The following is a 26,495-nucleotide window of genomic DNA, read 5'->3' as shown; positions in this document are numbered from 1 at the left end:
GGCCGCCGCGTGAACGACCTCAGCAGCAGGTGTGGTGAGCGTGCTCCTCACGGTGCCACCAGTACTGCTCCCGGGCGGGGCCCTGCGGTACGTCGGCCACCTCCGCGGAGGCGGAGGCGGAGGCGGACGTGGCGGCGGAGGCGGTCCGTACGGCCGCGGCGCTACGTGCGGACGCCGTGCCCGTGGATGCGGCCTTTGCGGACTTGCCTCCGGCCAGGTCGTCCACCGAGTGCACCACACCCCCCAGCACCACACTCCGCACCGCCGCGGCCGCCCGGATGTCGCTCAGCGGGTTGCCCTCGACCAGCACCAGGTCGGCGAGCTTCCCCGGCTCCACCGTGCCCATCCGCGCGCTCATGCCCAGCGTCCACGCGCCCTCGACGGTCGCGGAGCGCAGCGCCTGGTGGGGGGTGGCGCCGTAGCGCACCATGGCCTGGAGGTTCAGGTGGTAGTAGATGGCCGGGGGCACCAGCGGGCTGTCGGTGCCCACCCCGACGTGCGCCCCGCCCTCCAGCAGCCTGCGGACCGTCGCCCCGTGCCGGGCGACGAAGGCCAGCAGGTCGGTGGGGACCGTCTGCCGCGCGTCCGCCACGCCCGTACGGAACTCCTCGTACTCCGCCTCGCTCATCAGCGAGGTGAGCCGCCGGTCGCCGACCGCCCACTCCGCGTAGCGGTAGAGCGCCGCGCGAGTGGCGGGCAGACCGGCGCCGGACAGGCCGAAGGTCGGGGTGAAGGACATGCCGGAGGCGATGAGCGGCTCGGTCATGTCGTCGTAGGCGTGGCCCAGGTGGGTCTCCTTCTGGCGGCGGCCGTAGCGGCTGGTGCCGCCGAGGTGCTCGGTGCCGTCGGAGCCGAGGCCGAGCGGGCCGAAGAGATAGTGCGAGGTGGCGCGCATCCCGCGCCGGTGGCCGCCCCGGACGGCGGCGCGCTGCATCGCGTACGGCAGCCGCACATACGTCTTGACCAGGTCGTGGCCCAGCGCCTCGGCCTTGTCGAGCTCGCGCTCCAGCTCCTCGGTGTCGGTCACGGGGCGGCCGGAGGAGTAGTAGATGCGCGAGCCGTCGATCAGATCGCCGGCCGCGAAGACCCGGGGGCCGACGCGGCGCCCGGAGGCGGTGGCCTCCTTGGCCTCGACGGCCGCGTAGTGGGCGGTGCCGGGCGAGCGCACCGCCGTGATGCCGAAGGACAGCCACAGCTTCATGGTGTCGGCCCGCTGCCAGGGCCCGTGTTCATGGACGGCGATCAGGCCGGGCAGCGCGGTCAGGTGGCGGGCGTCGACGGTGCGGCCGCCGCTTCCGGCGCGGACCGATCCGCGCTCCACCACGGATTCGATGCGGTCGTCCTTGATGACGATGTCAACGTCGTGGCGCAGCGACTCGCTCGTGCCGTCCCACACCGCGCCCACCTGCACCACCGTGCGGCCGGACGGCTTGGCGGGGCGCCAGGTCAGCTTGACCGGGACGGTGCGCGCGCGGCCCGTGCGGGCGTCGGCCAGGCGCAGCCTGCCGTTGGAGAGGTAGAGCAGCGAGCCGGAGTCGGCGCTCCAGCTGGGGCAGTCGGCGGTCTCGCCGTTCAGCCGGCGGGCGGTCCCGGTCGGCCGCCCGGCGGCGTCCAGGGCGCTGAGGTGCAGGGTGCCGCCGACGACGTACGCGGTGTGCTTGCCGTCGGGCGAGTGGACGGGTCCGGCGTCGATCCGGTTGACCAGGGACTTGCCGGGGACCGGGTCGTCGTAGTGCGCCTCGCCGCTGGCCAGGTCGACGGTCAGGACGCGGTTGAAGCCCTCGCGGTAGCGGGCGGTGACGGGCGCCAGGGCGGCGAGCGAGAGCTTGCGGCCGTCGGCGGAGAAGGTGGGCCTGCCGGGCGCGTTGAGGGGGCCCGCGACCTTGCGTACGGCGCCGGTGGCCACGTCCACGGTGTGCAGGGTGCCCGACCCGAGGCCGAAGGCGACGCTCGCGCCGTCGGGGCTGAACGTCGGTCCCGAGGCCGCGTCCTGGAGGTCGGTCAGCCGGCGGGTCGTGCCGTCGGCGATGTCGTACGTCCACAGGTCGACGGCGCCGCCGTTGCCGCTGCCGCCTCGGTCGCTGACGTAGACGAGGGTGGAGCCGTCGGGGGACCAGGCGGGGTCGGTGTTCAGATTCCCGTCGGAGACGACGGCCTTGGGCGAGCCCTTGCCTCGGGGCGGGTTGACAGGTGCGATCCAGATGTCGCCGAGCGCGGCGAAGGCGATCCGCTCGCCGTCCGGCGAGAGGGACGGGCTGACGATGCCCTTGACGGGGCGGGGCGCGGCGGAGGCCGGGGCTGCGTCGGCATCGCGGGCTGCGGGCCGCTCCTGGACGCGGGGGACGGTGAGGTGCGCGGCGAAGGGGATGTCCTCGGCCTTGCCGGCCTGCGCGTTGCCGCCCGGGACCTTACGGCGGCGCACCTTTCCGTCGGCCGTGTAGAACACCTCGTCCTTGGACGGCCAGCGGGCGGCGAACGGAAAGACGTCCTCCGCCGGGTCGGACACGGTCCGGCCGTCGACCACGAGGGCGGTGGCGGCCGAGGCGAGGTGGACATAGGCGAAGCGGGAGCCGTCGGGCGAGAAGGAGGGGCCCGCCACCCGCCCCTCGGTGACGGCGACGAGCGTGGTGCGCTTGCCGTCGGCGTCGACCCGGACGATGGACTGCGGGGCGTCGCCCTTGCCGCTGGTGAAGGCGATCGCGGTGCCGTCCGGGTGCCAGAAGGGCTGCGCCTCCTGGGCGGTGGCGTCCTTGCCCGGCGCCCACACCTTGGTGGCGCCGCTGTCGAGGTCGAGGACGTGGACCGCGTACCGGCCGTCCGCCTCCCCGGCGTAGGCGATCCGCTTGCCGTCCGGGGAGAACCGCGGCTCGCGGTGGTCGGAGGCGCCCTTGGTGAGCTGCCGGGCCCCGGTGCCGTCGGCGCGGGCGAGCCAGAGGTGGAAGTTGCCGTCGGTGTACGACTGGTAGACCAGGTGGCGGCCGTCGGGCGAGAAGTCGGGCTCGGTCGCCTCCTGGTCGATACCGGTGAGCCGGCCCGCCTCGCCGCCCTTGGCCGGGACCGTCCAGAGCAGATTGAGCAGATCGAGGACGACCGTCCGGCCGTCCGGGGAGAGCGCGGCCGAGGCGTTGGTCGCCTGGGTGACGGTGATCCGCCGGGTGGCTTCGTCCGCGGCGCCGCCCGTGCTGTCGGCCTTCTCCCCGTGCTCGGCCGCGTTCGCCACCGGCGCGAGCCCGGTCAGCCCGCCGCTCAGCCACAGACCTCCGGCCCCGGCAGCCGCCTGTCCGCCGCGCCGGATCAGCTTTCTGCGTGATATGCCCACAGCCGTACCCTCCGCTTGAAGATCACGATCTCGCCGAACCTAAAGGCACGGTCAAGCCGGGGAACAGCCCGCGGAAATAGGTGTTACCTGAACTTAATCGCGTCCCCGGCGGGATCGCCGGCGGGGTCCCCTGCGGGGTCGCCGGACAAGTCGGACTCACCCGGCCGGTCCGATACTTGGTGATGAATCCGGGGATGGACGGAATGCCGGACGGCCGACGGCGGGCGCCCCGCCACCTTGATAGCCGATGGCTATAACGACAGGTCTTGGACGACGGCCGGCCCCCTGAGGCAGCGTGAATCGCGACGGCGCCGACTCCGGCGCCGGGCCAAGCGACCAGAGCCAAGCGAGCAGAAAGGACGCGACCGCGATGCGCGCTCTGCTGTACGACCCCGAGGCCCCGCAAGGCCTGCGGCTCGGCGAGGCCCCGGAGCCGGTGCCACACGACGCGCAGGCCCTCGTCGAGGTCCGCGCGGCCTCCCTCAACTTCGGCGAACTCGCCTACCGGGAAGAGCGAGCGCGCCCCGGGCAGCTGCTCGGCTGGGACTCGGCGGGGATCGTCGTCCGCGCCGCCGCCGACGGCTCCGGTCCGGCGGCCGGCACCCGCGTGGTGTCCTTCGGACCACCGGGAGCGTGGGCCGAGCGGCGGGCGGTCGACACCGCCGAGCTCGCCGTGGTCCCGGACGCGGTCGACCTCGGCGCGGCGTCCGCCCTGCCGGGCGCGGGGGTCTCCGCGCTCCAGGCCGTGCGCCGGCTGGGCCCCGTGATCGGCCGCCGGGTGCTGATCACCGGCGCCTCGGGCGGCCTGGGACGCTTCGCGGTGCAACTGGCCGCCCTCGCCGGCGCGTACGTCATCGCGGCCGTGGGCAGCCCGCAGCGCGGCGAGGGGCTGCGCGAGCTCGGCGCCGACGAGGTCGTCGTCGGCCTCGAGCACATCGCCGCACCGGTCTTCGGCGTCCTCGACAACGTGGGCGGCCCGCTGCTGGCCGAGGCGTTCGCCCTGGTCGAGCCCGGAGGCTCGGCCCAGTCCATCGGCAAGGCGTCGCTCGAACCGACCACCATCGACTTCGAGCGCGAGCGGCTGACGGGCGGCGACAGGCGCCTCGAACCCTTCGTCGTACGGTCGCCCTTCGGCCCGGACCTCGCGTATCTGGTGAGCCTGCTGGCCAAGGGCCGGCTCGACCCGCAGATCGGCTGGCGCGGCTCGTGGGAGCGGGCGCCGGAGGCGGTGGCGGCGCTGCTGGGGCGGCGCGTGCGGGGGAAGGCCGTGCTCGACATCGGAGGCTGACCCGGTCAGCGGGACGAACCGGAGGCCTTGGAACCGGACGGTTTGGAACCGGACGAACCCGAGCCGGGTGAACCCGAGTTGGGTGACCCCGAGTTGGGCGCCTCGGAGCCCGGCTGCGGGCCGTAGGCCTTCAGGAAGCGGTCCCGGAAGGTGTCCATCCGCCAGACCGGGGTGTCCTGACCGGGCCTCAGGCCGTCCTGCCAGCCCCAGTCGGAGATCCGCTTCAGCACATCCGGGTCATGCGCGACGATCGCGACCGGCACATCCCGGCTGGCGTGGTTTCCGCTCACCCGCGCGAGAGGCTGGTGGTCACCGAGGAAGACGAGCACGGTGTTCTTGTTGCCGTACTTCACCACGTAGTCGATGAGGCTGTTCAGCGAGTACTGGACGGACTTGCCGTACTCCTCGCGCACCTCGGTGGAGTCCGTGAACACGTCCTTGGGGTCCTTGCCCGCCTTCTTGATGTCGCCGTAGACCGAGCCGTCGCCGACCTCGTCCCAGCCGATCATCTTGGGGATGGGCGCCCAGGGCTGGTGGCTGGAGGTCAGGATGATCTCCGACATCAGCGGCTTGTCGTGCCGCTTGCCGTGCTCCAGCCGCTCGAAGGCCGTCAGGGCGTACTGGTCGGGCATGGTCGACCAGCTGAACTTCGGGCCCTTGTAGCCGAGGTCCCGGGAGTCGTAGACGTGGTCGAGGCCGTAGAACTTGCCCTCCGGCCACTCCTTGGTGACCCCCGGCATGATGCCCACCGTCCGCCAGGCGCCGGTGCGCTTGAAGGCGCGGGTGAGGGACAGATGGTCGCTGGCGGTCACGGTGCGGTAGCGGTTCTGGTTGTTGATCCACAGGCCGGACAGGAAGGTGGAGTGGCCGAGCCAGCTGGAGCCGCCGTACGTCGCGGAGGTGAGCCAGCCGCTCTTGGCGGCGTACCCGGCGTCGCGCAGCTCCTCGGTCTTCTCGTCGAGCACCGCGTCGACCCCGGGGGCGATCACCGGGTCCTCGATGGCGCTGCGGCCGTAGCTCTCGATGAAGGTGAAGATGACGTCCTTGCCGCGCAGCCCGGTCAGCAGCTGATCGCCCGGGGTGTCCCCGTACGAGTCGACGGCGGCCACCTTGGCGAACTCCCGCTCGTCCCTCATCGTCGCCTTCACCCGGTCCACCCGGTTCTCGACGAGCGCGACCGTGCTCCGGGACGCCAGCGGGAGGTGCGACAGCTGGAGCCCGAACGCCGCGCTGACGATCCAGGCGGTCCCGAGCACCAAGGTGGCGCGGGTCGCGACGGCGTTGTTCCGGGCCATGACGTTGCTGATGCGCAGACACGCCAGCGTCATCACGGCGAGCAGCGCGACGGCGAGCACCACGACCCCGACCACGGCGAACGTCGCGGTCGTCGAGCCGAGCGAGTCCTCTAGGTACGACTGGGCGTCGTCGAGCAGGATCCAGTCGAGCACCAGGTTGAACCCGCGCCCGAGGAATTCGTTGAAGCCTATGTCGAGGAGGTTGAGGATCGTCAGCAGCCCGAGGAACACCCCGGCGAACACCGCCGCCACCCGCCTCGGCACCGGCGTCGGCAGCTGCGTCAGAAGGAGCACCGCACCGGCGCCGAGGACCGCCTCCACGGGGATGCGTATGAACGCGCCGGGCGTGATGAGGGGCATCTGGTTCGGCAGCAGCAGCGCGATGACCACGAGCGCGACGGACACGCCGGTGGTCCCCCACGCCAAGGCCCGTGCCGCGACGGGGTACTTGTCCCGCCAGCCACGGCCGTCGGGCGCGTCGGCCTCGGCCGGGGGGTGTTCGGCGGTGGGGGCGGGGATGGCATCGGCGGGCGGAGCGGCGTCCGGCGGGGTGTCGCCGGTCGCGTCGCGCTCAGCGACGTCATCGTCGGTGCCGCTCTTGGCGGCGCCGTCGTCGGCGTCACCCTTCGCGACGTCACCGTCCGGGGCACCCTTGGCGGCGTCACCGTCCGGGGCACCCTTGGTGGCGTCACCGTCGGCGTCACCCTTCGCCGCCTCGTCGGGCGCGGGCCGCGCTGAGGGGACGTCCGGGGCCGGGCCCTCCTCGGCGTCCGCCTTGTCCCTGTCCGGCAGTTGACGAGAGCGCGTGAAGAGCGACACCCCGAAGATCCTTCCGTGCTTGCAAAGCCTGATGGTGGCACGGCGGACCAGGCTCGGGAGGTCGGGGCCGCCGTTATGCCTTACGGCTGGTCGGCGGCTTCAGTTCAAATCCGCTTCCACAGGACCGAGGAGTTGACCTCCCGTTGACTTCCCGACTGTCATGCCCACGGCTACATTCACGATGGGAGCGCTCCCATACCCATCTCCGCACCACCAACCCGCGCAGCCTCGAAGGAGCATCTCCATGGCACCCGACCCGCACCCCCTCCCCCGTACGTCCAAGCGCGTCCGCGCCCTCGCGGCGGCGACCGCCGCGCTGGCCGCGGCGGCGGCCATCACCCCCGCCGCCAGCGCCTCCGCCACCGCCACCGCCTCGTCCGCACCCGCCCGCGCGGCCGCCGCGTGTTCGGCGAACGGCTTCTGCGAGGACTTCGAGTCGCAGACCGGCACCGCCCCCGCGGGCCGTTGGAACACGACGGTGGCCAACTGCTCCGGCACCGGCACCGCGACCGTGGACTCCACCGTCGCCCACGGCGGCACCAAGTCCGTCCGGGTAACCGGCAAGGCCGGGTACTGCAACCACGCCTTCGCCGGCACCTCCCTGTCCGACGTCCCGGCCGGCTCCGAGCTGTACGCGCGCTTCTGGGTCCGCCACACCACCGCGCTGCCCGCCCAGCACGTCACGTTCGCCGCCCTGCGCGACACCAACGACAACGCGAAGGACCTGCGGATGGGCGGGCAGAACAAGGCCCTCCAGTGGAACCGCGAGTCCGACGACGCGACCCTGCCCGCCCAGAGCCCGGCGGGCGTGGCGCTGTCCACGCCGCTGCCGCTCAACACCTGGACCTGCCTGGAGTTCCGGCTCGACCGCTCCGCGGGCCGCCTCGACACCTGGGTCAACGGCTCCCTGGTCACCGGCCTGGTCGTGGACGGCACCCCGACCCAGGACGTCGACCAGCAGTGGCTGGCCCGGGGCGGCTGGCGCCCGGCGCCCACGGATCTGCGGCTGGGCTGGGAGAGCTACGGCGAGGGCGACGACACGCTCTGGTACGACGACGTCGCCGTCGGGACCGCGCGGATCGGCTGCGGCTGAGCATCAGGTCCGCCGAGCGTCAGGCCCGCAGAGCGTCAGGTCCGCGCGCGGTAGTCGCCGGGGGTGCAGCCGAACGCGCGGCGGAAGACATCGATGAACGCGCTGGCCGAGGCCCAGCCGCAGCGGTGGGCGACCGCGGTGACGGTGAGGCCGTCGGAGAGCAGCAGCAGCGCGTGGTGCAGCCGTAGCTGGGTGCGCCATTGGGGAAACGTCATCCCCATCTCGGTGCGGAAGAGACGGGTGAGCGTGCGGGCGCTCGCCCCGGCCCGGGCGCCCAGCTCGGCGAGCGGCCGGGGATCCGCGGGGTCGTGCTGGAGGAGCGCGCACACGGCGGCCAGCCGCGGATCCCGGGCCGTGGGCAGATGCAGGGGCTGCTGCGGAGCCTGCCGCAACTGGTCGAGCAGGACCGCGAGCAGCCGGCGGGACTCCGCGGTATCCGGGTCGGCGTCCGGGCGGCTGTACGCGACGATCAGCTCGCGCAGCAGCGGGCCGACGGCCAGCACGGCGGGCCGGTCCAGTCCCAGCGGGTTGACGTCCACCGGCAGGCCGACGCCGTGCAGCACGGTGCGCCCGAAGGCCCGGTGTTCGTGCAGGGTGCCGACGGGGATCCAGATGGCCCGGGTGGCCGGGGCAACCCAGCTCCCGGCCTCGGTGGTGACCGAGAGCACGCCGCGCCCCGCGTAGACGACCTGGTGCACGTCATGGCGGTGTGCGGACAGCCCGGTGCCCGGGTCCAGGAAGCGGGTGGTCGTCGGCGTGTGCGCGCGGGCCGGGATGGTCCGGCGGGACGCTTGGCGGGATACCGACATCACTTGGCAGTTTATCGGAAGCCCGCCAGCCCGCGGCGCCCGGAGGATCGTCGGCGTGACACCGAAAAATCACTCCCGCGACCGCTCCGTGTCCCGACCGATCACGATGATGGCCATCGGCCACGCGACCGTGGACTTCTACCAGGGCGCTGTGCCCACGCTGGTGCCGTTCCTGGTGGCCGAGCGCCACTACGGCTATGTGGCGGCGTCCGGCATCGTGCTGGCGGCCACGCTGCTGTCCTCGATCGTGCAGCCCTTGTTCGGGGCGCTGACGGACCGGTGGACGATGCCGTGGCTGATCCCCGCGAGCTCGCTCGGCGCGGGGCTTGGCATCGCCCTGTCCGGGCCCGGCGACTCGTATGTGCTCACCTGGCTGGCGGTGGCCCTCTCGGGCATCGGGGTGGCCGCCTACCACCCCGAGTCGGCGCGGCTGGCCCGGACGGCGAGCCGCGGCAGCCATGTGGCGATGGGCTGGTACTCCCTCGGCGGCAACATCGGCTTCGCCCTGGCCCCGGTCGCCGTGGCCCCCATCCTGTCCACCGGGGGGCTGGGCGCGTCTCCGTGGCTGGTGGCGCCCGCGGTGGCCGGGGTGGTGCTGACGGCCTCCGTGATCCGGTCCCTCGCCCGGCGCGCGGCGGCCGAGCAGGCCGCCGCGCGGGGCGCGGGCCGCGACGACTGGCCACTGTTCATGCGGCTCTCGGCGATCATCGTCTGCCGTTCGATCGTCTTCGTGGGCCTGAGCGCGTTCATCGCCCTGTACGCCCAGGAGCGTGTGCCCGGAGGCTCGGCGACGGGGTCCGCGGCGCTGTTCACGCTGTTCGCCGGGGGCGCCGCCGGCACCGTACTGGGCGGGCCGCTGGCCGCGCGCTGGGGGCGGGTCCGCACGCTGCGCATCGCCTACGGGGCCGCCGTACCCGCCGTCGCCGGGCTGGTGTTCGTCCCCGGACCGGCGCTCTACGCCTTCGCCGCCCTGACGGCCGCCGCGCTGTACGTGCCGTTCTCGCTGCACGTCACCCTGGGCCAGGACTATCTGCCGAACCGGATCGGCACGGCCAGCGGCGTCACGCTGGGGCTGGCTGTCAGCGTCGGGGGCGTGGCCAGCCCGGGCATCGGCGCCCTCGCCGATGTCGCGGGGCTGCGCACCGCGCTGGCTCCGCTGATCGCCCTGTGCGCCCTGGCCTGGCTCGTCGCGGGCACGCTCACGGAGCCGGAGACCGAGCCCGAGGCCGAGACCGAGCCGGAGCCCAACGACGAGCCCGCCCCTGGGACCGGGGCCGGGGCCGGAACTCCCGGCACCCACTGATCTCTCGGGCGCGCCGGGCCGCCGACAGCCGACCCCCCGGCTCACCTACGCCGCAAACGGCCGGTCGCGACGGGCGTCGTGGAGCACCGAGCCCCACCAGTCGAGCTGGTCCAGCATCGCCTTCGCGTCGGCGTTCGGGCGCTCGGGGTCCTTGAGCGTGCCGTCGGGGCCGAACAGCTCGTAGTAGCGGGGGAAGGAGACGTAGTCGCGGACCGTGTGGGCCTGAAGCTCGTTGAACACCTGCCGCAGGCCCTCGATGGCCAGCAGGCCGCCGCTGGCCCCGCTGTAGCCGACGAAGCCGATCGGCTTGGTCTGCCACTCGAGGTAGTGCCAGTCGATCGCGGCCTTCAGCGCGGCCGGGTAGGAGCGGTTGTAGTCCGGCGTCACGACGACGAACGCGTCGGCGGCCGCGAGCCGTCCGGTGAGGTCCGCCATCTCGGCGGGGCGGGGCAGGTTCGGGTCGATCGCGGGCGGCATGGGCGGCAGGGCGAGCGGCAGTGGCGTGTCGGCCAGGTCGATGAGGTCCACGGCGAACCGGCCGTGCGCCTCGGCCTGTTCTACGAACCACTTGGCGACCGTCGGGCCGAACCGCCCTTCCCGGACGCTGCCGAGGATCACCGCGAGCTTGAGGGTCTGGCTGGACATGGCTGGGATCGCTCCTTGTGAAGTGACGAAGTGGCCGTGAGGGCCACGACGTCCAACCTGCCGGGCCGCGCCGGTGCCAGGAAGGCCGGGCCGAGACTGGTAGTGGCAGGGCCACGATCCCGCTCGGCGCGGCTGTTACGTTCGGAGCGTGAGCGACAACGAGCTGGGCATGTTCCTGCGCCTCCGCCGGGAAGCGGTCTCCCCCGCCGAGGTGGGGCTGCCCACCGGCCCCCGGCGCCGTACGCCCGGGCTGCGCCGGGCCGAGCTGGCCACGCTGGCCGGGGTCAGCGTCGAGTATGTGACCCGGCTGGAGCAGGGCCGGGACCGCCGCCCCTCCGCGCAGGTGATCTCCGCGCTGGCCGACACGCTCCGCCTCACCCCCGCCGAACGCATCCATCTGCACCGCCTGACCAAGGGCGCCGAGCCCGGCTACAGCTGCATGGGCGACGCGCTCCCGGGCCGTACGGTGCGCCCCACCGTACGGGCCCTGCTCGACCGCCTGGAGCCCGCTCCGGCCGTACTCCTCAACCGCCTCAGCGAGATCCTCGCCCACACGGCGGGCTACGAGCGGCTGGCGGGCCCCATCGGCCTGCTGGACGGCAGCCCGCCGAACGTCGCCCGCTTCGTCTTCACCGACCCGCGCGCCCGCACCGCCTACCCCGACTGGGCCGCCGTCGCCGACGAACAGGTCGCCGCGCTCAAGCAGGGCCCGTTCCGCGCCGACCCCCATATCGCCCAGCTCGCCGACGAGTTGACCGTCACGACCGGAGACGCCTTCACCGGCCGGGTGGCCACCCTGCCCGGCCTCCCCAGGTCCAGCGGGGTCACCCGGCTGCGCCACCCCGAGGTGGGCGACCTGCGCCTGGCGTACGAGACCCTCGAACTGCCCGCAGACGACGACCAGCGCCTCATCGTCCACCTCCCCGCCGACGACGCCACCTCCGCCGCCCTCGACCTCCTCACGGGCCGCCGCCCGGGGGCGCTGCGGGCGGTGTTGTCCGGGTGACTCACGCCGGTTCGGGTTGCGGTTCCGGTTGCCGCGCCGGTGCGGCCTTCGGTTCCCACAGTCTGGTGGTCCGTACGTAGCCGTAGATCACGGAGATCATCGCCAGCATGAGCAGTGGTCCGAACACCCACGGATGTGCGGCCATCCGCATCGGCAGATAGCGATACGACACCAGGAGCGCGGCGAAGACCACGGTGCCGTAGGCGACCAGCTGGATTCCCGACCGGTCCCAGCCGCGGTCGAACGTGCGCAGCCCTGCCTCGATCGTGAGCGCGAACACCACGCCGGCGAGGAGATCCACGCCGTAGTGGTAGCCGAAGCCCAGCGTCGCGCCGAGCGTGGCGATCAGCCAGAAGGTGCCCGCGTAGCGCAGCATCCGGGGGCCCTTGCGGGTATGGATGAAGATCGCGGTGGCCCATGCCGTGTGCAGGCTGGGCATGCAGTTGCGCGGGGTGATCCCGTCGTAGGTGAACGGGTGCGGGGTACTGATCGTCGGCAGCGTGTGCGGCCACAGGTCGGCCACCGCCCACTGAAGGCCGCCGGTTCCGGAGGTGCCCGGGCCGTAGGCGAAGATCGGTCCGACCACCGGGAAGATCATGTAGAAGGCCGGCCCGAGGAGGCCGATCACCAGAAAGGTGCGCACCAGGTGGTGGGTCGGGAAGCGGCGCTCTGCCGCCACGTTGCGCAGCTGGTACAGCGCGACGACGACCGCGGCCACCGCGAGCTCGCCGTAGACCCAGTCGAGAAGATGGGTGCCGATCGGGTCGGTGGCCCTGAGGATCCGGCCCGCCACCCACGACGGGTTGCCCAGCGCGTGATCGGCGGTTGCCACGTACTGGTCGAGCACCTCCGGGCGGGCCTTCGACGTGATGAGCAGCCAGGTGTCGCCGGTCTTGCGGCCGGCCACCAGCAGCAGGCCAAGGCCGACCCCCTTCAGCAGCAGGACACGCTCCCGGCCGGTGCGGCGTGTGACAGCGATCACCGCACAGCCCAGCATCACCCACAGCGCGCCATTGCCGAAGAAATGATCAGCAGGCACCTCGACGCCGGCCGCCCACCGCACCAGCACGAAGACGACGTCGATACCGATCGCGGCGCCGGCCGCGATAAACCGCTGCCGCCAGGTGAGCACCACCATCATCAACGCCAGCCCGGCATACAGCGGCCCCGGTTTGGGCGGAAATATCACCTCTCGCGCCTGGCTGGTCATCGGCCCCGGCAGGCCGTAGTGACGCGCGACGATCTCCAGCGCGATGAGGAATCCAAGGGTCACCACACCCGCCGTGACCCACAGCATCGCCCGCGGATGGCGCCACGCGGCGAAGTTGATTCTGCATTTTATTCGCGACAACACCCGAGATACTATATGCATCAATTACTTGACCGATTTGCCAGCTTCTGGTTAAAGAGGGCGTTCAGCCGCACCTCTGATCGGCTCAAGATTCTCGGTCACGACGTCGGCGGCGTCCTCTTCTCCCACGCTCAGCAGCCAGTCGGCGAACCGCCGGCCGTGCTCCTCCATGGGGCTCCGGTCGTAGGTGGGGTATGCGGGACCGAAGTGCCGCTTCAGCCAGGTGAGGTACGCCTGGCGCGCGTCGAGGTACGTCCGGCGCGTGGGAGGCGGGCCGTCGAACTCCTCGTCGAGGAGGTCCCAGAACAGATCCCGCAGATCGTGCGCGGCGATGTAGAGATCGCCCTCGTCACCGAAGAAGAGCACGGGCAGGGTGGCGAGGTCCGCCCGGTCGTCGCAGCGCCACAGCGCGTAGAAGGAACCGGATGTGGTGGCCTTGGCGAAGGGGATCACACGGTCGTCGAACTCCGGATTCTCCGATTCCAGCCAGGATGAGTCGTTGTTGTACTCCCGCAGTTCGAACCCTGGTGAGTAGAAGTCCGCGCATTGATCGTCGAACTCCTTGAGCAGATTCAGCTCGGGTATCGGTGAGTATGTGTCACTCATCGGGCCGCCTCGGAAGAAGAAGAGCAGACAGATGAGGTGACCCTACTGTTCGGGTGTACGCAGAGGGCGATCGGCGATCTGTCGGCGGCGTATCGGTGACGGCCGTGACGCTGGACACGTCCGGCATCATCCCGAGCGCAAGGAGCCCGTATGCCCTCCGCCCAGACCCAGCCGTGGGACGTTCATCGACTGCCGTCAGCCCGGGACCGGAATGTCCTGGTCACCGGCGGCAACGCGGGGATCGGCTACTTCGTGGCCGAACAGCTCGCCGGCGCGGGGGCCACCGTCGTGCTCGGCAGCCGGGACCTGGCGAAGGCGGAGACCGCGATGGCCTCGATCCGGTCGCGGGTCCCCGGCGCGCGGGTGCGCTCCCTGCGGCTGGACCTCGCCGATCTCTCCTCGCTCAAGGCCGCCGTGGCCGCACTGCCGCTGGACCGTCTCGACGCGGTCGTCCACAACGCCGGGGGGATGTTCGACCACCCGCCGCGCCGCGAGAGCCAGGACGGCCATGAGCTGATGTTCGCGACCAACCACCTCGGGCACTTCGCGCTGACGTGGTGGCTCGCGCCGCTGCTCGCGGCCGCCCCCGCGGCCCGTATCGTCACCACCGGCAGCTTCGCGGCGAAGTCCGAGCGGCTGGACCTCGACGACCTCCAGAGCACCCGGGACTACCGGCCCAAACGCGCCTACGGACGGTCCAAGCTGGCGCAGATGCTCTTCGGCCTGGAGCTCGACCGCCGCCTGCGGGCGGCGGGCGGCACGGCGCTGAGCGTGGTCACCCACCCCGGCGGCGCGCTGGACTCCCTCACCCCCTCGCGCCCACCCGTCCACCTCCGCACCACCGCCGCCCGGCTGCGCGGCCTGCCCGCCGGCCTGCTCGTCCAGGGCAAGGAGGCCGCCGCGTGGCCCGCGGTGCGCGCCGTGCTCGACCCGTCCGTGACCGGCGGGCAGCTGTGGGCTCCCCGCGTGTTCGGGCTGCGTGGCCTGCCCCGGGTCGAACCCCTCTGGGACCACCTGGCCGACACCACGGTCGCGGCACGCCTGTGGGACGCGAGCCGGGGGCTGACCGGCGTCGACCCGAGTTCCGGCCTCGCGTAAGGGAGGCCACCGTGGCGGAATAATCCTCGGTGCCGCCGGAGCTGGGGACACAGAGGCAGCAACAGGAACGAGGGTGCGCGAATGCACGGTGAGTACAAGGTGCCGGGCGGAAAGCTCGTGGTCGTGGACCTCGAGGTCGAGGACGGGAGGCTGCGGGACGTCCGGGTCGCCGGTGACTTCTTCCTGGAGCCCGACGAGGCGCTGCTCGCCATGAACCGCGCGCTGGAGGGCGCGCCCGCGGACACCGACGCGCGCGGGCTCGCGGCCCGGGTCGAGGCGGCGCTGCCGGAGGGCACGGTCATGTTCGGGTTCACCGCCGACGCCGTGGGCGTCGCGGTGCGGCGGGCGCTGGCGCATGCCACCGACTGGACGGACTACGACTGGCAGCTGATCCACGAGGGCCCGCAGTCGCCCGCCCTGCACATGGCGCTGGACGAGGTGCTGACCGAGGAGGTCGCGCTGGGGCGGCGGCCGCCGACGCTGCGGGTGTGGGAGTGGGCCTCCCCCGCCGTGATCATCGGCAGCTTCCAGTCGCTGCGCAACGAGGTGGACCCCGAGGGCGCGGAGCGCCACGGCGTCGAGGTGGTGCGGCGGATCAGCGGCGGCGGGGCGATGTTCGTGGAGCCCGGCAACACGATCACGTACTCGCTGTATGTGCCCGAGTCGCTGGTGTCCGGCCTGTCCTTCGCCGACTCGTACGCGTACCTCGACGACTGGGTGCTGGGCGCGCTCGGCGACATGGGCATCGCGGCCTGGTACCAGCCGCTCAACGACATCGCGACCGACGCCGGGAAGATCGGCGGCGCCGCGCAGAAGCGGGTGGTGACCGGGTCAGGGGCGGTGCTGCACCACGTGACGATGTCGTACGACATCGACGCGGACAAGATGGTGGAGGTGCTGCGCATCGGCCGGGAGAAGCTGTCCGACAAGGGGACCAGGAGCGCGAAGAAGCGCGTGGACCCGCTGCGCCGGCAGACCGGGCTGCCGCGCGCCGCCGTCATCGACCGGATGATCGCCTCGTTCCGTGAGCGGTACGGGCTCGCGGAGGGCGCGGTGACGGAGGATGAGGCGGCGCGGGCGCGGCGGCTGGCGGAGGACAAGTTCGGCTCGCGCGAGTGGACCACCCGGGTGCCGTGACGGCGGCGGGCTGAGGAGGGGAGGCCCGAGGATTACGCCTCGGAGGCCGTCCTCTCCCGCCGCCCCAGCATCAGCAGCGTGTAGAGGACGAGGGAGGTCCCGAGCCCGACCGCCCAGCCGTAGTCGCCCAGCGGCTTCAGAAGCGGGATCAGCCCGTCCGCCGGGAACGGGCCCGCCGTGCCGGGGTCGGTGTGCGCGCCGCCGATCGCGAGCAGCCCGCCCGCCGTGAAGGCGGCGAGCGCCCGCCAGTTCCAGCCGCCCGAGTACCAGTAGCGGCCGCCCTCGCGGTAGAGGTCGGGGAGGTGGAGGAAGGTGCGGCGGATGATCCAGTAGTCGGCGATCAGGATGCCCGCGACGGTGCCGAGGAGCGCGCCGACCGTGTCGAGCCAGGTGAAGATGTACACATCGGGGCTGGAGTACAGCTTCCAGGGGAAGATGACGACCCCGACGACCGCGGCGATGATCGCGCCCACCCGGAAGGTGATCTTTCCGGGGGCCATGTTGGACAGGTCGAAGGCGGGCGAGACGACATTCGCCGCGATGTTCACGGACACGGTGGCGATCAGGATCGTGATCAGCGCAAACAGGACGCCCGCCCCGTTGTCGATCTTGGCGGCCACCTGCTCCGGCTGCCAGATGGGGGCGCCGTAGACCGCCTGTGTGCCGGAGGTCACCAGGACCGAGAGCAGGGTGAAGAGCGTCATGGTGGTGGGCAGGCCCAGCGACTGGCCCCAGAACTGGGAGCGCTGGTTGGCCCCGTAGCGCGTGAAGTCGGGGATGTTGAGCGACAGGGTCGACCAGAAACCGATCATCGGCATCAAGGCGGGGAAGAACACCGACCAGAAGTCGCCGCCCCAGCCGAGCCGGGACGGCTGGTCCAGCAGCGGGCCCAGGCCCCCGGCCTTGTTCGCTATCCAGATCAGCAGGGCGATCGCGCCGACGATGACGAACGGCGCGGCCCAGTTCTCGAAGCGCCGCAGGGTCTCCATGCCGCGCACGATGATCGCGATCTGGAGGGCCCAGAAGAGCGCGAAGGACAGCCAATGGGTCCATGGATAGCCGCCGAAGGAGGCGGCGCCGGTCCACCCGTCGCCGAACAGCTTCCCCGCGAGGAGGAAGATGGCCGCCCCGCCGATCCACGTCTGGATGCCGAACCACGCGCACGCGACGGCCGCGCGGATCAGCGCCGGGAAGTTCGCGCCCCGCACGCCGAAGGAGGCGCGGGCGAAGACGGGGAACGGGATGCCGTAGCGCGGGCCGGCATGGCCGGTGAGCAGCATCGGCACCAGCACGATCACATTGGCCACGGCGATGGTCAGTACCGCCTGCTTCCAGTCCATGCCGAGCTGGATGAGGCCGGAGGCGAGCGTCCAGGTGGCCGCGTTGTGGGCCATGCCGACCCATAGGGCGGTGAAGTTGTAGGTGTTCCAGGTACGTCCGGCGACGGGGACGGGCAGCAGGTCCGCGTTGGCGTACGGCCCGGTGGGCGCGGCGGCGCCCACGGGCAGCTCGACGCGGCCGTCCGGGTGGGTCATCTGGGCAGCGGTCATGGGCCCCTCTTCGTTCGACAGCGGTTTCGACGGCGGTGGGGAGGACGGGAACCATGTGCGGGTGTCGGGAGGGGGAAGGAGGAGGGTCAGCCGGTCGGCCGGTCAGACGGTCAGCCGGTCAGCCGGTCAGCCGGTCAGCGCCGGGATGACGCGTTCGCCGTACGCGTCGATGGTCGCCTCCTTCGCGTCGTGCATGGCGTAGATCGCGAACTGGTCGACCCCCAGCCCGCGCAGCACGCGCAGTTTGTCGATATGGGCCTCGGCCGGGCCGAGCAGACAGAAGTGGTCGACGATCTCGTCGGGGACGAAGCCCGTGCTGGGGTGCCCGGTGCGGCCGTGGTGGGTGTAGTCGTAGCCGGCGCGGCCCTTGATGTACGCGGTCAGGGCCTCGGGGACGGCGTCGGAGTGTTCGCCGTAGCGGCTCACCAGGTCGGCGACGTGGTTGCCGACCATGCCGCCGAACCAGCGGCACTGCTCACGCGCGTGGTCCAGGTCGTCCCCGATGTACGCGGGGGCGGCGACGCAGATGGTGAGGGAGTTCGGGTCGCGCCCCGCGTCCGCGGCGGCGTCCCGCACCGCCTTGACCATCCACCCCGTCAGATACGGGTCGGCGAGCTGGAGGATGAAGCCGTCGGCCTTGCGGCCGGTGAGGGCGAGCGCCTTGGGTCCGTAGGCGGCCATCCAGACGGGCAGCCTGCCGTCCTCGACCCAGGGGAGCTGCACGGGGGTGCCGTCGACGACCGCCTCCCGCCCCTCGGCCAGGTCGCGGATGGCGTCGATGGCCTCGCCGAGGCGGGCGAGGGTGTTCGGCTTGCGGCCCGCCACCCGCATGGCGGAGTCGCCGCGGCCGATGCCGCACACGGTGCGGTTGCCGTACATCTCGTTGAGGGTGGCGAAGGTGGAGGCGGTGACCTCCCAGGTGCGGGTCCCGGGGTTGGTCACCATGGGGCCGACGATCAGCCGCTCGGTGTGTTCCAGGATGCGGCTGTAGATGACGAACGGCTCCTGCCACAGCACGGCCGAGTCGAACGTCCAGCCGTAGGTGAAGCCGGCGCCCTCCGCGCGCCTCATCAGATCGACGACCCCCGACGCCGGCGGATCGGTCTGAAGGACGAGTCCGAAGTCCATACTCGCTCCCAGGTCAGTCCAGGTAAGAGTCAGCCCGGATACGGGTCAGTCCAGGTACTGGCAGGTGTCGCGCGCGATGTACTGGCCGTGCCCCGCGCGCCCCGTGAACCGCCGCCGGTCGATGACGGTTTCGCCGCGCGAGAGCACGGTCTCCACCTGTCCGGTGATCCGCTTCCCCTCGTACGCCGAGTAGTCGACGTTCATGTGGTGGGTCTCGGCGGACAGCGTCTGCTCGGCCCGCGGGTCGTAGACGACGATGTCCGCGTCCGCACCGGGGGCGATGGTGCCCTTCTTCGGGTAGAGGCCGAACATCCGGGCCGGGGCGGCACAGGCGATCTCGATCCAGCGGCGGCGCGAGATATGACCGTCCACGACCGCCTGATGGAGGAGGTCCATCCGGTTCTCCACGCCCGGCAGCCCGTTGGGGATCTTGGAGAAGTCGCCGCGGCCCAGCTCCTTCTGGCCCGCGAAGCAGAAGGGGCAGTGGTCGGTGGAGACGACCTGAAGGTCGTTGGTGCGCAGGCCCCGCCACAACGCGGCCTGGTGCTCGCGGGGCCGCAGCGGGGTGGAGCAGACGTACTTGGCGCCCTCGAAGTCCGGCTCGGCGAGGTTGTCCGTGGACAGGAAGAGGTACTGGGGACAGGTCTCGCCGAAGACGGGAAGCCCCTTGTCGCGGGCCTGGGTCAGCTCCGCGACGGCCTCCTCGGCCGAGACGTGGACGACATACAGCGGGGCCCCGGCCACCCGGGCCAGCTGGATCGCACGGTGGGTGGCCTCCGCCTCCAGCAGCGCCTTGCGGACCTCGCCGTGGTAGCGGGGGTCGGTCCTGCCCTCGGCGAGGGCCTGCTCGACCAGGACGTCGATGGCGATGCCGTTCTCGGCGTGCATCATGATCAGCCCGCCGTTGGCGGCGGAGCGCTGCATGGCCCGCAGGATCTGCCCGTCGTCGCTGTAGAAGACGCCCGGGTAGGCCATGAAGAGCTTGAAGGACGTGACGCCCTCCCCGACGAGGAGGTCCATCTCCTTCAGCGAGCCCTCGTTGACGTCGGAGAGGATCATGTGGAAGGCGTAGTCGATCGCGCACCGGTCGGCCGCCTTGGCGTGCCAGGCGTCGAGGCCCTCGCGCAGCGAGTGACCCACGGACTGGACCGCGAAGTCCACGATGGTCGTCGTGCCGCCCCAGGCGGCGGCGCGGGTGCCCGTCTCGAAGGTGTCGGAGGCGGACGTGCCGCCGAACGGCAGCTCCATGTGGGTGTGCGCGTCGACCCCGCCCGGGATGACGTACTTGTCGGTCGCGTCGATCGTACGGTCGGCCGTCCAGCCCTGGGCGTACGCGCTGTCGGGCGCGGCGAGGGCGGCGACGCGGCCGTCCTCGACGAGGACGTCGGCCCGGGTCTCCTCGGCCGCGGTGACGACCAGGCCCCCACGGATCACGGTGCGGGACATCAGCGTGCGCTCCTTCCGACATCGCCGGCCACTTCCGCCGATCCGTCCGCCATGGCCTGTGCCGCGCGGAGCGCCGTCGCGAGGATCTCCGCGCCCTCCTCCGCCTCGGCGGCGGTCAGGCTCAGCGGCGGGGCGACGCGCAGCACGCTGCTGTTGTGGCCGCCGCCCTTGCCGAGCAGCAGCCCCTCCTCGCGGGCCACCTCCAGGACGGCCGAGGCCGCCTCGGGCGACGGCCGGCCGCTGCCCGGCTCGACCATCTCGATGCCGATCATCAGCCCCCGGCCGCGCACCTCGCGTACGACGTCGAGCCCGGCGGCCGCGGCGCGCAGCCGGTCCATGAGCAGCCCGCCGACACGGCGCGCGTTGCCCTGGAGGTCGTGTTCGAGGAGGTAGGTGAGGTTGGCGAGGCCGGCGGCCATGGTGACCGGGCTGCCGCCGAAGGTGGAGATGGAGTTGGCGTCCAGGCAGTTCATGACCTCGGCGCGGGCGACGACCCCGCCGATGGACATGCCGTTGCCGATGCCCTTGGCGAAGGTGAGGATGTCGGGCGGGCCGGAGGCGGCGTGCGCCTGCCAGCCCCAGAAGTGGTCGCCGGTGCGCCCCCAGCCGGTCTGCACCTCGTCGCTGATCCACAGGATGCCGTGCCGGTCCAGGACCTCGCGGAAGGCGGCGAACAGCCCGTCCGGTGGGGAGGTGAAGCCGCCGACGCCCTGCACGGGCTCCGCGATCAGCGCCGCCACCTGGCCGTACGCCTGGCCCAGCACGTCCTCCAGGTCCGCGACGCACGCCTTGATGAACTCGGCGTCCGACAGCCCGGCGTACGGGCCGCGGCCGCGCACCCCGCCGTGCACGTACAGCGTCTGAAGCGGGGACAGGCTGGTCGGCGACCACGAGCGGTTGCCGGTGATGCCGACGGTCGAGAACGACCGGCCGTGGTAGCTGTTGCGCATCGCCAGGATCTGGTTGGAGCGCCGGAGCGTGGTGGCCAGGAGCAGGGCCGTGTCATTGGCCTCGGTGCCGGAGGTGGTGAAGAAGACGCGCGGGTCGGGGATGCCGGACAGCTCGGCGACGCGCTCGGCGAGCTCCACCATGGGGCGGTCGAGATAGAGCGTGGAGCTGTGGATGATCCGCGCCGCCTGCTCGCCCACCGCCTTGGTGACCTCGGGGAGCGCGTGGGCGGTCATGGTGGTGAGGATGCCGCCGAAGAAGTCGAGGTAGCGGTGGCCCTCGGCGTCCCAGACGTGGCGGCCCTCGCCGTGCGTGAGCTCGATCGGCCGCTCGTAGTAGAGCGCGAGCCAGTCGGGCAGCACGGCCTTGTGCCGGGCGTACAGATCGTCACTCACGGCTTCACCAGCCCCTCGTACGCGTCAGGCCGCCGATCCCGGTAGAACGCCCACTGCTGCCGCACCTCGTCGATCAGGCCGAAGTCCAGGTCCCGGACGACCAGCGCCTCTTCCTTGTCGCTGGCCGCCTCGCCGACCAACTGGCCGCGCGGGTCCACGAAGTAGCTGGTGCCGTAGAAGTCGTTGTCGCCGTACTCCTCCACGCCCACGCGGTTGATCGCGGCGATGAAGTACTCGTTGGCGACGGCGGCCGCGGGCTGTTCCAGCTGCCACAGATACGCCGAGAGGCCGCGCGAGGTGGCCGAGGGGTTGTAGACCAGCTGGGCGCCGGCCAGGCCCAGCTCCCGCCAGCCCTCGGGGAAGTGGCGGTCGTAGCAGATGTACACGCCGACCTTGCCGACGGCCGTGTCGAACACCGGCCAGCCCAGGTTCCCCGGTTTGAAGTAGTACTTCTCCCAGAACCCCTTGACCTGCGGGATGTGGTGCTTGCGGTACTTGCCGAGGAAGCTGCCGTCCGCGTCGATCACCGCCGCGGTGTTGAAGTAGAAGCCGGACTGCTCCTCCTCGAAGACCGGCACCACCATCACCATGCCGGTCTCCCGGGCCAGCTCCCGCATGCGCCGGACCGTCGGCCCGTCCGGGACCGGCTCCGCCCAGCGGTAGTGCTCGGCCTCCTGCACCTGGCAGAAGTACGGCGCGTTGAACACCTCCTGGAAGCCGATCACCTTCGCGCCCTGGGCGGCCGCCTCCCGGGCGTACTCCTCATGCTTCGCGATCATCGATTCGGTATCGCCGGTCCAGGTGCACTGGACGAGCGCGGCACGTACGACGTTGGGCATGGTCAGCTCCTTCGCCTTCACAGGCGTCTACGCACGTAGATTCCGGCTGTGGAAAGAACGTAAAAGCGCACCGACCACTCTGGCAATACCGCGGCCGTTACTCAACGAAGACGTTCACGTTTCGTGTTATGTCAGGCAAGGCCGGGCACTCCCGGCAGCCCCGCGACGCGCAGCGCGTGCGCCAGGTCGTGGTGGCTGCTGGACGACACGCCGCTCGCGGCGTCCAGCAGCAGCGGCACCAGCTCGGCCGGAGCGTTCACCGCGGCCTGCGCGGCCTCGTCGGGCTTACGGGCCCTCACCAGGGCCTCCAGCAGAAACGCGGCCTCCGCGCTGCTGCCCGCGGCCAGCAGCGCGAGCACCGTCTGCGCCACCTCGGTGACGGGGCGGGCGACGCTCTGCCGCAGCAGCCGCGCGCCGTCCGCGCCGCGCCCCGAGGTGACCAGCGCGTCGGCGGCCGCGGCCAGGGCGGTGGGCGGCAGACAGGCCACCTCCCACAGCAGGGTGGCCACATCCGCCTCGAGTCCGGCGCGCTCCAGCTCGGCGGCCAGTAAAGGGAGCCAGGGTGCGGGCCAGGCGGCGGCCTCGCACAGCAGGACATGCGCCTCCCCGCCCCGGCCCGTCGCGCGCAGCCGCGCCAGCCGGGCCACGGCCTCGGCGGCGGCCTGCCGCGCCTCGGCGGTCCGCGCCGCCTCCTGCGCGGCGCGCCGCGCGTCCTCCTCCTGCGCCTTGAGGCGCCTGCGGCGCTTCGCGCCGTCCCCGCCCTCGTACGCCCCGGCGAACCGGGCGCCCCGGGGCGTGGCCCTGTCTCCCGGCTCGGCGGCCTCCCCGGCCTCCCCGGCCTCAGCGACTTCTGCGGCCTCGGCTGCGGTGGCCTCGACCGGCGCGGCCCCTGCGAACCGGGCCCCGCGCGGCCGCGACACGGGCGCGGACTCCTCCAGTCCCGCGAACCGCGCCCCGCGCGGCCGGGCCCGCCCGCCCGGGGCGCCACCGCCCGCGCCGCTGACGCCCGCCACCGGGGCGGGTCCGGCGTCGCCGGGCCGGGAGGCGTCCACGCCGCCGGGCCCCCCACCTGCCGCCGCCGCAGCCGGTCCGGCCGGGCCGCCCCCGGGTCCTGCGGCGGCCCTCATGCCACCGGACTCCGTGCCCGCCCCGGTCGCAGGTGCGCCAGGGCCGCTCCTGCCGCCAGGGCTGCTCGGCCCTCCGGCGCCACCGCCATCGCCCCATCCCTCAGCCGCCGCGCCTCCCGGGCCGCCGCCAGTCGCCCAGCGGCCGCCCATGCGCGAGGTCCGCCCCGGCTCCGCCGCCCCGGCGGCCCACTCGTCCCGTCCGGCTCCCGCCGCCCCGACCTGGCCGGGCCCCCCGCGCCCAGGACTACCCGGCGCGTCAGCCGGGCCCACGGGCCCGGCCGCCGCCGTGACCCCGGAACCGCTGCCGGCCGCCCAGGCGCCGTCCGCGCGCGGGACCCGCCCGTGCCCGGCCGACGGGGCGGGTCCGGCGCCGGGCTCGGCGGGCTCCTGCCCGCCGCCCGCCTCGCCGCCCGTCTCCTCGTACGCCGCGGCGAACCGCGACCCGCGCGGCCGCCGCATCCGTGCGGCGGCTCCGCCCGCCGGTCCGCCGTCCCGCGCCGACGGGGCCTCCGCCCCACCGAGCCCGGAGCCCGTTGCCGCCGCCTCGTCCCGGAACCACCCCTCGGGCACGGCGAGACCACCCCGCTCACCCATGGACGGCGACAGCGCGTCCAGGGCGGCCAGGCGGGCGCGGAGCTCCTCGCAGCGGGCGGTGGCCCGCTCCCAGTCGTCGCGGGCCCACGCGAGGTCCGTCGAGAGCCGCTCCCGGGCGCCCGCATCACCGTTGTCCTCGGCAGTGGCGTCGCGTACGGCGGCATGCAGTTCGCGTTCGCGCTGCGCCGCCTGCCGCTGCTCGCGGAGCATCGCCTCGAGCCGGTCGCGGAGGGCGGGGCGGCCGCCGACCGTGGTGTCGTACGCGGTGACGGACGCGCGGTAGAGGCCCGCGGCGCGGGCGGCGGCCTCCTGGGCCACCTCGGGGCCGCGCTGGGCGGAGAGGTCCTGGAGCAGGGCCTGGACCACGTCCCAGGGCGGCACCTCCCGCCCGTCCAGACAGGCCCGTATGCCCTCCGGGTCGCGCTGCGCGAAGACGCCGTACCAGCCCTTCTCCGCGTCCAGACGCCTCGTCAGCGCACGCAGATAGCGCGCGAACTCCGCAACCTCAGCCGGGAGTTGACCGCCGGACATGGTCATCCCTCTCCCCGTGGACCCGTGGACGATTCCCCCACCAGTGGGCACGCATTCGACACCCTTTGTGTTACGGGAACGGTTACGAACGTGCTACGGGAGTTTTTCCGGCTCCGCACACACCGCCCGACCACGTCCGATCACGGCCGATCACGGCCGATCACGGCCGACGGCGGCCGACCGTGACCGAATCACAGTCGGCCGCCGCGGGGCGTCACTTCGCCGGGCGCACCACCATCGCCGAGCCGCCGCCGCGCCGTACGGTCTCCGCCGCGGCCAGCCAGCGCCCGTCGGGCAGCCGCTGCACGCCGGTCGCCGCCCCGATCTCCGGGTTCTGCTTGAAGGAGTGGCCCAGCGCCGTGAGCTGTCCGCGCAGCGGGCTGTTCCACAGCCCCGGCTCCAGCTCGGTCTGCGCGGCGTTGCGCTGGCTTGCGCGGGGCGCGGCGATCGCGTCGACCAGTGGCATGCCGCGGTCCAGGTGATTCAGCAGGGTCTGGAGCACGGTGGTGATGATGGTGGCGCCGCCGGGCGAGCCGAGCGCGAGCACCGGGCGGCCCTTGTCCGTCACGATCGTCGGCGACATGGACGAGCGCGGCCGCTTGCCGGGGCCGGGCAGGTTCGGGTCGTGGACGGCGGGGTTGGCGGGCGCGAAGGAGAAGTCGGTCAGCTCGTTGTTGAGCAGGAAGCCACGGCCGGGCACGGTGATGCCGCTGCCGCCGGTCTGCTCGATCGTCAGGGTGTAGGCGACGACGTTGCCCCACTTGTCGGCGACCGTCAGGTGGGTGGTGTTCTCGCCCTCGTACGTGGTGGGGGCCGCGGTTCCGCCGGTGTCGCAGCCGGTGGGCCGGCTGGGGTCACCGGGCGCGAGCGGGCTGCTCAGCACCGCGTCGGCCTTGATCAGGCAGGCCCGCGAGTCGGCGAACCGCTGCGAGGTGAGGCCCTTGGTCGGCACGTCCTCGAAGGCCGGGTCGCCGACCCAGCGCCCGCGGTCGGCGAACGCTATCCGGCTCGCCTCGATGTAGCGGTGCAGATAGTCGCGGTCGCCGAGCTTGCTGAGGTCGGTCTTCTCCAGGATGTTGAGCGCCTCGGCCACCGAGGTGCCGCCGGAGGAGGACGGGGCCATGCCGTACACGTCGAGGCCGCGGTACGAGGTCCTGGTCGGGGCCTGGCGCCTGACCTTGTACGCCCGCAGGTCCTGCTCGGTCAGATCGCCGGGCCGTACGGTGCGCTGCGCGGCGGGGTCCACGGGCGGCTTGCGCACCGTACGGACGATGTCGCGGCCCAGCTCGCCCTTGTAGACCGCGCCTACGCCCTTCTTGGCCAGCAGGGCGTAGGTGCGGGCCAGGTCGGGGTTGGTGAAGGTGGAGCCGACGACCGGCAGTTCGCCACCGGGCAGGAACAGTTCGGCGGTGGCCGGGAAGTCCTTGAAGCGGGCCTGGTTGTCGGCGGTCTGCTGACGGAACGTCGCGTCGACGGTGAAGCCGTCGCGGGCGATGCGCTCGGCGGGCTTCAGCACCTGGGCCAGCGAGCGGGTGCCCCAGGTGTCGAGCGCGGTGTCCCAGGTGCCGGGGGTGCCGGGGGTGCCGATGCTGAGGCCGCTGGTGACGGCGTCGGCGAAGGGGATCGGCTTGCCGTCCTTGTCGAGGAAGAGCTTCTCGTCCGCGCTGCGCGGCGCGGTCTCGCGCCCGTCGAGGGTGAACACCTTGTGCTGCTTGGCGTTGTAGTAGACGAAGTATCCGCCACCGCCGACGCCCGCCGAGTACGGCTCGGTGACGCCGAGCGCGGCCGCGGTGGCCACGGCCGCGTCCACCGCGTTGCCGCCGCGCCGCAGCACCTCGATTCCGGCCGCCGAGGCGTCGGCGTCCACGCTGGCGACCGCGCCGCCGTAGCCCTCGGCCACAGGGGTCTTGGCGGGCGTCGCGGCCGGGGCCTCCCCGGCCGGTGCGCCGCCTCGCGCCCCCGCCGGGGCGACGCCGAGCGCCAAGACGAGACCGGCTGTCGCGGCGAGGGCCGGGAGTCGGCGCAGCGCGGTGGTAAGAGCTGGTGTCGTGGCTGACGTTGCGGGCGTTACGGCTGGTCTTGCGGGGTGCGCCATCCGGTCCTCCAAGCGTGCGGCAGGGGCCGGAGCCTACCGGTGAGCGTCCGGGAAACGACAGGGGGCGCACAGA

The 26,495-nt window shown here is 72.7% G+C and carries 19 protein-coding genes; 6 read left to right on the top strand and 13 right to left on the bottom strand.

Going from position 1 to position 26,495, the window contains the following annotated elements; all coding sequences use genetic code 11:
- Positions 1–19 precede the first annotated feature (19 nt).
- Complete coding sequence (locus ABTY62_RS09665; RefSeq protein ID WP_352128861.1) at positions 20–3,319, bottom strand: amidohydrolase family protein; 3,300 nt, start codon at positions 3,317–3,319, stop codon at positions 20–22.
- Between the two features lie 370 nt (positions 3,320–3,689).
- On the opposite strand from ABTY62_RS09665, the gene ABTY62_RS09660 reads away from it, so the two are divergent.
- The gene (locus ABTY62_RS09660) at positions 3,690–4,607 is read left to right on the top strand and encodes a zinc-binding dehydrogenase (RefSeq protein WP_352128860.1); all 918 of its coding nucleotides are present in this window, start codon (positions 3,690–3,692) and stop codon (positions 4,605–4,607) included.
- A 5-nt stretch (positions 4,608–4,612) separates the two neighbouring features.
- On the opposite strand, the gene ABTY62_RS09655 is transcribed toward ABTY62_RS09660, so the two are convergent.
- On the bottom strand, positions 4,613–6,721 hold the full coding sequence (locus ABTY62_RS09655; protein ID WP_352128859.1) for an alkaline phosphatase family protein: 2,109 nt from the start codon (positions 6,719–6,721) through the stop codon (positions 4,613–4,615).
- Between the two features lie 244 nt (positions 6,722–6,965).
- Here ABTY62_RS09655 and ABTY62_RS09650 point away from each other — a divergent pair, with 244 nt between their 5' ends.
- Entirely contained in the window at positions 6,966–7,814 is an 849-nt protein-coding gene (locus tag ABTY62_RS09650) for a polysaccharide lyase family protein (RefSeq protein ID WP_352128858.1), read from the top strand.
- A gap of 35 nt (positions 7,815–7,849) precedes the next feature.
- Here the strand turns inward: ABTY62_RS09650 and ABTY62_RS09645 are convergent, their stop codons facing one another.
- The gene (locus ABTY62_RS09645) at positions 7,850–8,623 is read right to left on the bottom strand and encodes an AraC family transcriptional regulator (protein ID WP_352128857.1); all 774 of its coding nucleotides are present in this window, start codon (positions 8,621–8,623) and stop codon (positions 7,850–7,852) included.
- Between the two features lie 106 nt (positions 8,624–8,729).
- On the opposite strand from ABTY62_RS09645, the gene ABTY62_RS09640 reads away from it, so the two are divergent.
- The gene (locus tag ABTY62_RS09640; RefSeq protein ID WP_352129030.1) at positions 8,730–9,926 is read left to right on the top strand and encodes an MFS transporter; all 1,197 of its coding nucleotides are present in this window, start codon (positions 8,730–8,732) and stop codon (positions 9,924–9,926) included.
- Between the two features lie 45 nt (positions 9,927–9,971).
- Here ABTY62_RS09640 and ABTY62_RS09635 read toward each other — a convergent pair whose 3' ends face one another.
- A complete protein-coding gene (locus ABTY62_RS09635; protein ID WP_352128856.1) occupies positions 9,972–10,571 on the bottom strand; it encodes an NADPH-dependent FMN reductase in 600 nt (199 codons plus the stop codon).
- A gap of 148 nt (positions 10,572–10,719) precedes the next feature.
- Between ABTY62_RS09635 and ABTY62_RS09630 the strand changes: the two genes are divergently transcribed.
- The gene (locus tag ABTY62_RS09630; protein WP_352128855.1) at positions 10,720–11,577 is read left to right on the top strand and encodes a helix-turn-helix transcriptional regulator; all 858 of its coding nucleotides are present in this window, start codon (positions 10,720–10,722) and stop codon (positions 11,575–11,577) included.
- A gap of 1 nt (position 11,578) precedes the next feature.
- Here ABTY62_RS09630 and ABTY62_RS09625 read toward each other — a convergent pair whose 3' ends face one another.
- Positions 11,579–12,874 (bottom strand): phosphatase PAP2 family protein, encoded by a 1,296-nt coding sequence (locus ABTY62_RS09625; RefSeq protein WP_352129029.1) that lies wholly within the window; start codon positions 12,872–12,874, stop codon positions 11,579–11,581.
- Between the two features lie 105 nt (positions 12,875–12,979).
- Complete coding sequence (locus ABTY62_RS09620; RefSeq protein ID WP_352128854.1) at positions 12,980–13,534, bottom strand: hypothetical protein; 555 nt, start codon at positions 13,532–13,534, stop codon at positions 12,980–12,982.
- Between the two features lie 150 nt (positions 13,535–13,684).
- On the opposite strand from ABTY62_RS09620, the gene ABTY62_RS09615 reads away from it, so the two are divergent.
- A complete protein-coding gene (locus tag ABTY62_RS09615) occupies positions 13,685–14,632 on the top strand; it encodes an SDR family NAD(P)-dependent oxidoreductase (RefSeq protein WP_352128853.1) in 948 nt (315 codons plus the stop codon).
- Between the two features lie 81 nt (positions 14,633–14,713).
- On the top strand, positions 14,714–15,769 hold the full coding sequence (gene lplAB / locus ABTY62_RS09610; protein ID WP_352128852.1) for a lipoate-protein ligase LplAB: 1,056 nt from the start codon (positions 14,714–14,716) through the stop codon (positions 15,767–15,769).
- 32 nt (positions 15,770–15,801) lie between these two features.
- Here lplAB and ABTY62_RS09605 read toward each other — a convergent pair whose 3' ends face one another.
- The 7 genes from ABTY62_RS09605 to ggt all read right to left on the bottom strand — a co-directional run bounded on the left by ABTY62_RS09605 (position 15,802) and on the right by ggt (position 26,422).
- Positions 15,802–17,319 carry an NCS1 family nucleobase:cation symporter-1 gene (locus ABTY62_RS09605; RefSeq protein ID WP_352128851.1) on the bottom strand — a complete coding sequence of 506 codons (1,518 nt, stop codon included), beginning with the start codon at positions 17,317–17,319 and terminating at the stop codon, positions 15,802–15,804.
- A 126-nt stretch (positions 17,320–17,445) separates the two neighbouring features.
- Positions 17,446–18,447 carry a TIGR03842 family LLM class F420-dependent oxidoreductase gene (locus tag ABTY62_RS09600; protein ID WP_352128850.1) on the bottom strand — a complete coding sequence of 334 codons (1,002 nt, stop codon included), beginning with the start codon at positions 18,445–18,447 and terminating at the stop codon, positions 17,446–17,448.
- Positions 18,448–18,492: 45 nt separating this feature from the next.
- Positions 18,493–19,896, bottom strand: coding sequence for a dihydropyrimidinase (gene hydA / locus ABTY62_RS09595; protein ID WP_352129028.1), 1,404 nt, complete (start codon positions 19,894–19,896; stop codon positions 18,493–18,495).
- Positions 19,893–21,236 carry an aspartate aminotransferase family protein gene (locus tag ABTY62_RS09590; protein WP_352128849.1) on the bottom strand — a complete coding sequence of 448 codons (1,344 nt, stop codon included), beginning with the start codon at positions 21,234–21,236 and terminating at the stop codon, positions 19,893–19,895. The genes hydA and ABTY62_RS09590 overlap by 4 nt, the downstream gene beginning before the upstream one ends.
- Positions 21,233–22,075: a nitrilase-related carbon-nitrogen hydrolase gene (locus ABTY62_RS09585; protein WP_352128848.1), complete on the bottom strand. Its 843-nt coding sequence runs from the start codon at positions 22,073–22,075 to the stop codon at positions 21,233–21,235. The genes ABTY62_RS09590 and ABTY62_RS09585 overlap by 4 nt, the downstream gene beginning before the upstream one ends.
- Before the next feature lie 131 nt (positions 22,076–22,206).
- A complete protein-coding gene (locus tag ABTY62_RS09580; RefSeq protein ID WP_352128847.1) occupies positions 22,207–24,327 on the bottom strand; it encodes a hypothetical protein in 2,121 nt (706 codons plus the stop codon).
- 214 nt (positions 24,328–24,541) lie between these two features.
- The gene (gene ggt, locus ABTY62_RS09575) at positions 24,542–26,422 is read right to left on the bottom strand and encodes a gamma-glutamyltransferase (RefSeq protein WP_352128846.1); all 1,881 of its coding nucleotides are present in this window, start codon (positions 26,420–26,422) and stop codon (positions 24,542–24,544) included.
- Positions 26,423–26,495 lie beyond the last annotated feature (73 nt).

Origin of the sequence: Streptomyces sp. NPDC097640, from assembly GCF_040302705.1 — a bacterium.
Lineage (GTDB): Bacteria > Actinomycetota > Actinomycetes > Streptomycetales > Streptomycetaceae > Streptomyces.
The sequence above is the reverse complement of the archived record's forward strand: the minus strand, read 5'-3'. Positions and strand labels throughout refer to the sequence as shown.

What these genes read in the sequence shown, in the direction of transcription:
- ABTY62_RS09660 (WP_352128860.1), top strand. Translation starts at nt 3,690, where the DNA reads ATGCGCGCTCTGCTGTACGACCCCGAGGCCCCGCAAGGCCTGCGGCTC.
- ABTY62_RS09650 (WP_352128858.1), top strand. Translation starts at nt 6,966, where the DNA reads ATGGCACCCGACCCGCACCCCCTCCCCCGTACGTCCAAGCGCGTCCGC.
- ABTY62_RS09645 (WP_352128857.1), bottom strand. Translation starts at nt 8,623, where the DNA reads ATGTCGGTATCCCGCCAAGCGTCCCGCCGGACCATCCCGGCCCGCGCG.
- ABTY62_RS09640 (WP_352129030.1), top strand. Translation starts at nt 8,730, where the DNA reads ATGATGGCCATCGGCCACGCGACCGTGGACTTCTACCAGGGCGCTGTG.
- ABTY62_RS09635 (WP_352128856.1), bottom strand. Translation starts at nt 10,571, where the DNA reads ATGTCCAGCCAGACCCTCAAGCTCGCGGTGATCCTCGGCAGCGTCCGG.
- ABTY62_RS09625 (WP_352129029.1), bottom strand. Translation starts at nt 12,874, where the DNA reads ATGCTGTGGGTCACGGCGGGTGTGGTGACCCTTGGATTCCTCATCGCG.
- ABTY62_RS09620 (WP_352128854.1), bottom strand. Translation starts at nt 13,534, where the DNA reads ATGAGTGACACATACTCACCGATACCCGAGCTGAATCTGCTCAAGGAG.
- ABTY62_RS09615 (WP_352128853.1), top strand. Translation starts at nt 13,685, where the DNA reads ATGCCCTCCGCCCAGACCCAGCCGTGGGACGTTCATCGACTGCCGTCA.
- lplAB (WP_352128852.1), top strand. Translation starts at nt 14,714, where the DNA reads ATGCACGGTGAGTACAAGGTGCCGGGCGGAAAGCTCGTGGTCGTGGAC.
- ABTY62_RS09605 (WP_352128851.1), bottom strand. Translation starts at nt 17,319, where the DNA reads ATGACCGCTGCCCAGATGACCCACCCGGACGGCCGCGTCGAGCTGCCC.
- ABTY62_RS09600 (WP_352128850.1), bottom strand. Translation starts at nt 18,447, where the DNA reads ATGGACTTCGGACTCGTCCTTCAGACCGATCCGCCGGCGTCGGGGGTC.
- ABTY62_RS09585 (WP_352128848.1), bottom strand. Translation starts at nt 22,075, where the DNA reads ATGCCCAACGTCGTACGTGCCGCGCTCGTCCAGTGCACCTGGACCGGC.
- ABTY62_RS09580 (WP_352128847.1), bottom strand. Translation starts at nt 24,327, where the DNA reads ATGTCCGGCGGTCAACTCCCGGCTGAGGTTGCGGAGTTCGCGCGCTAT.
- ggt (WP_352128846.1), bottom strand. Translation starts at nt 26,422, where the DNA reads ATGGCGCACCCCGCAAGACCAGCCGTAACGCCCGCAACGTCAGCCACG.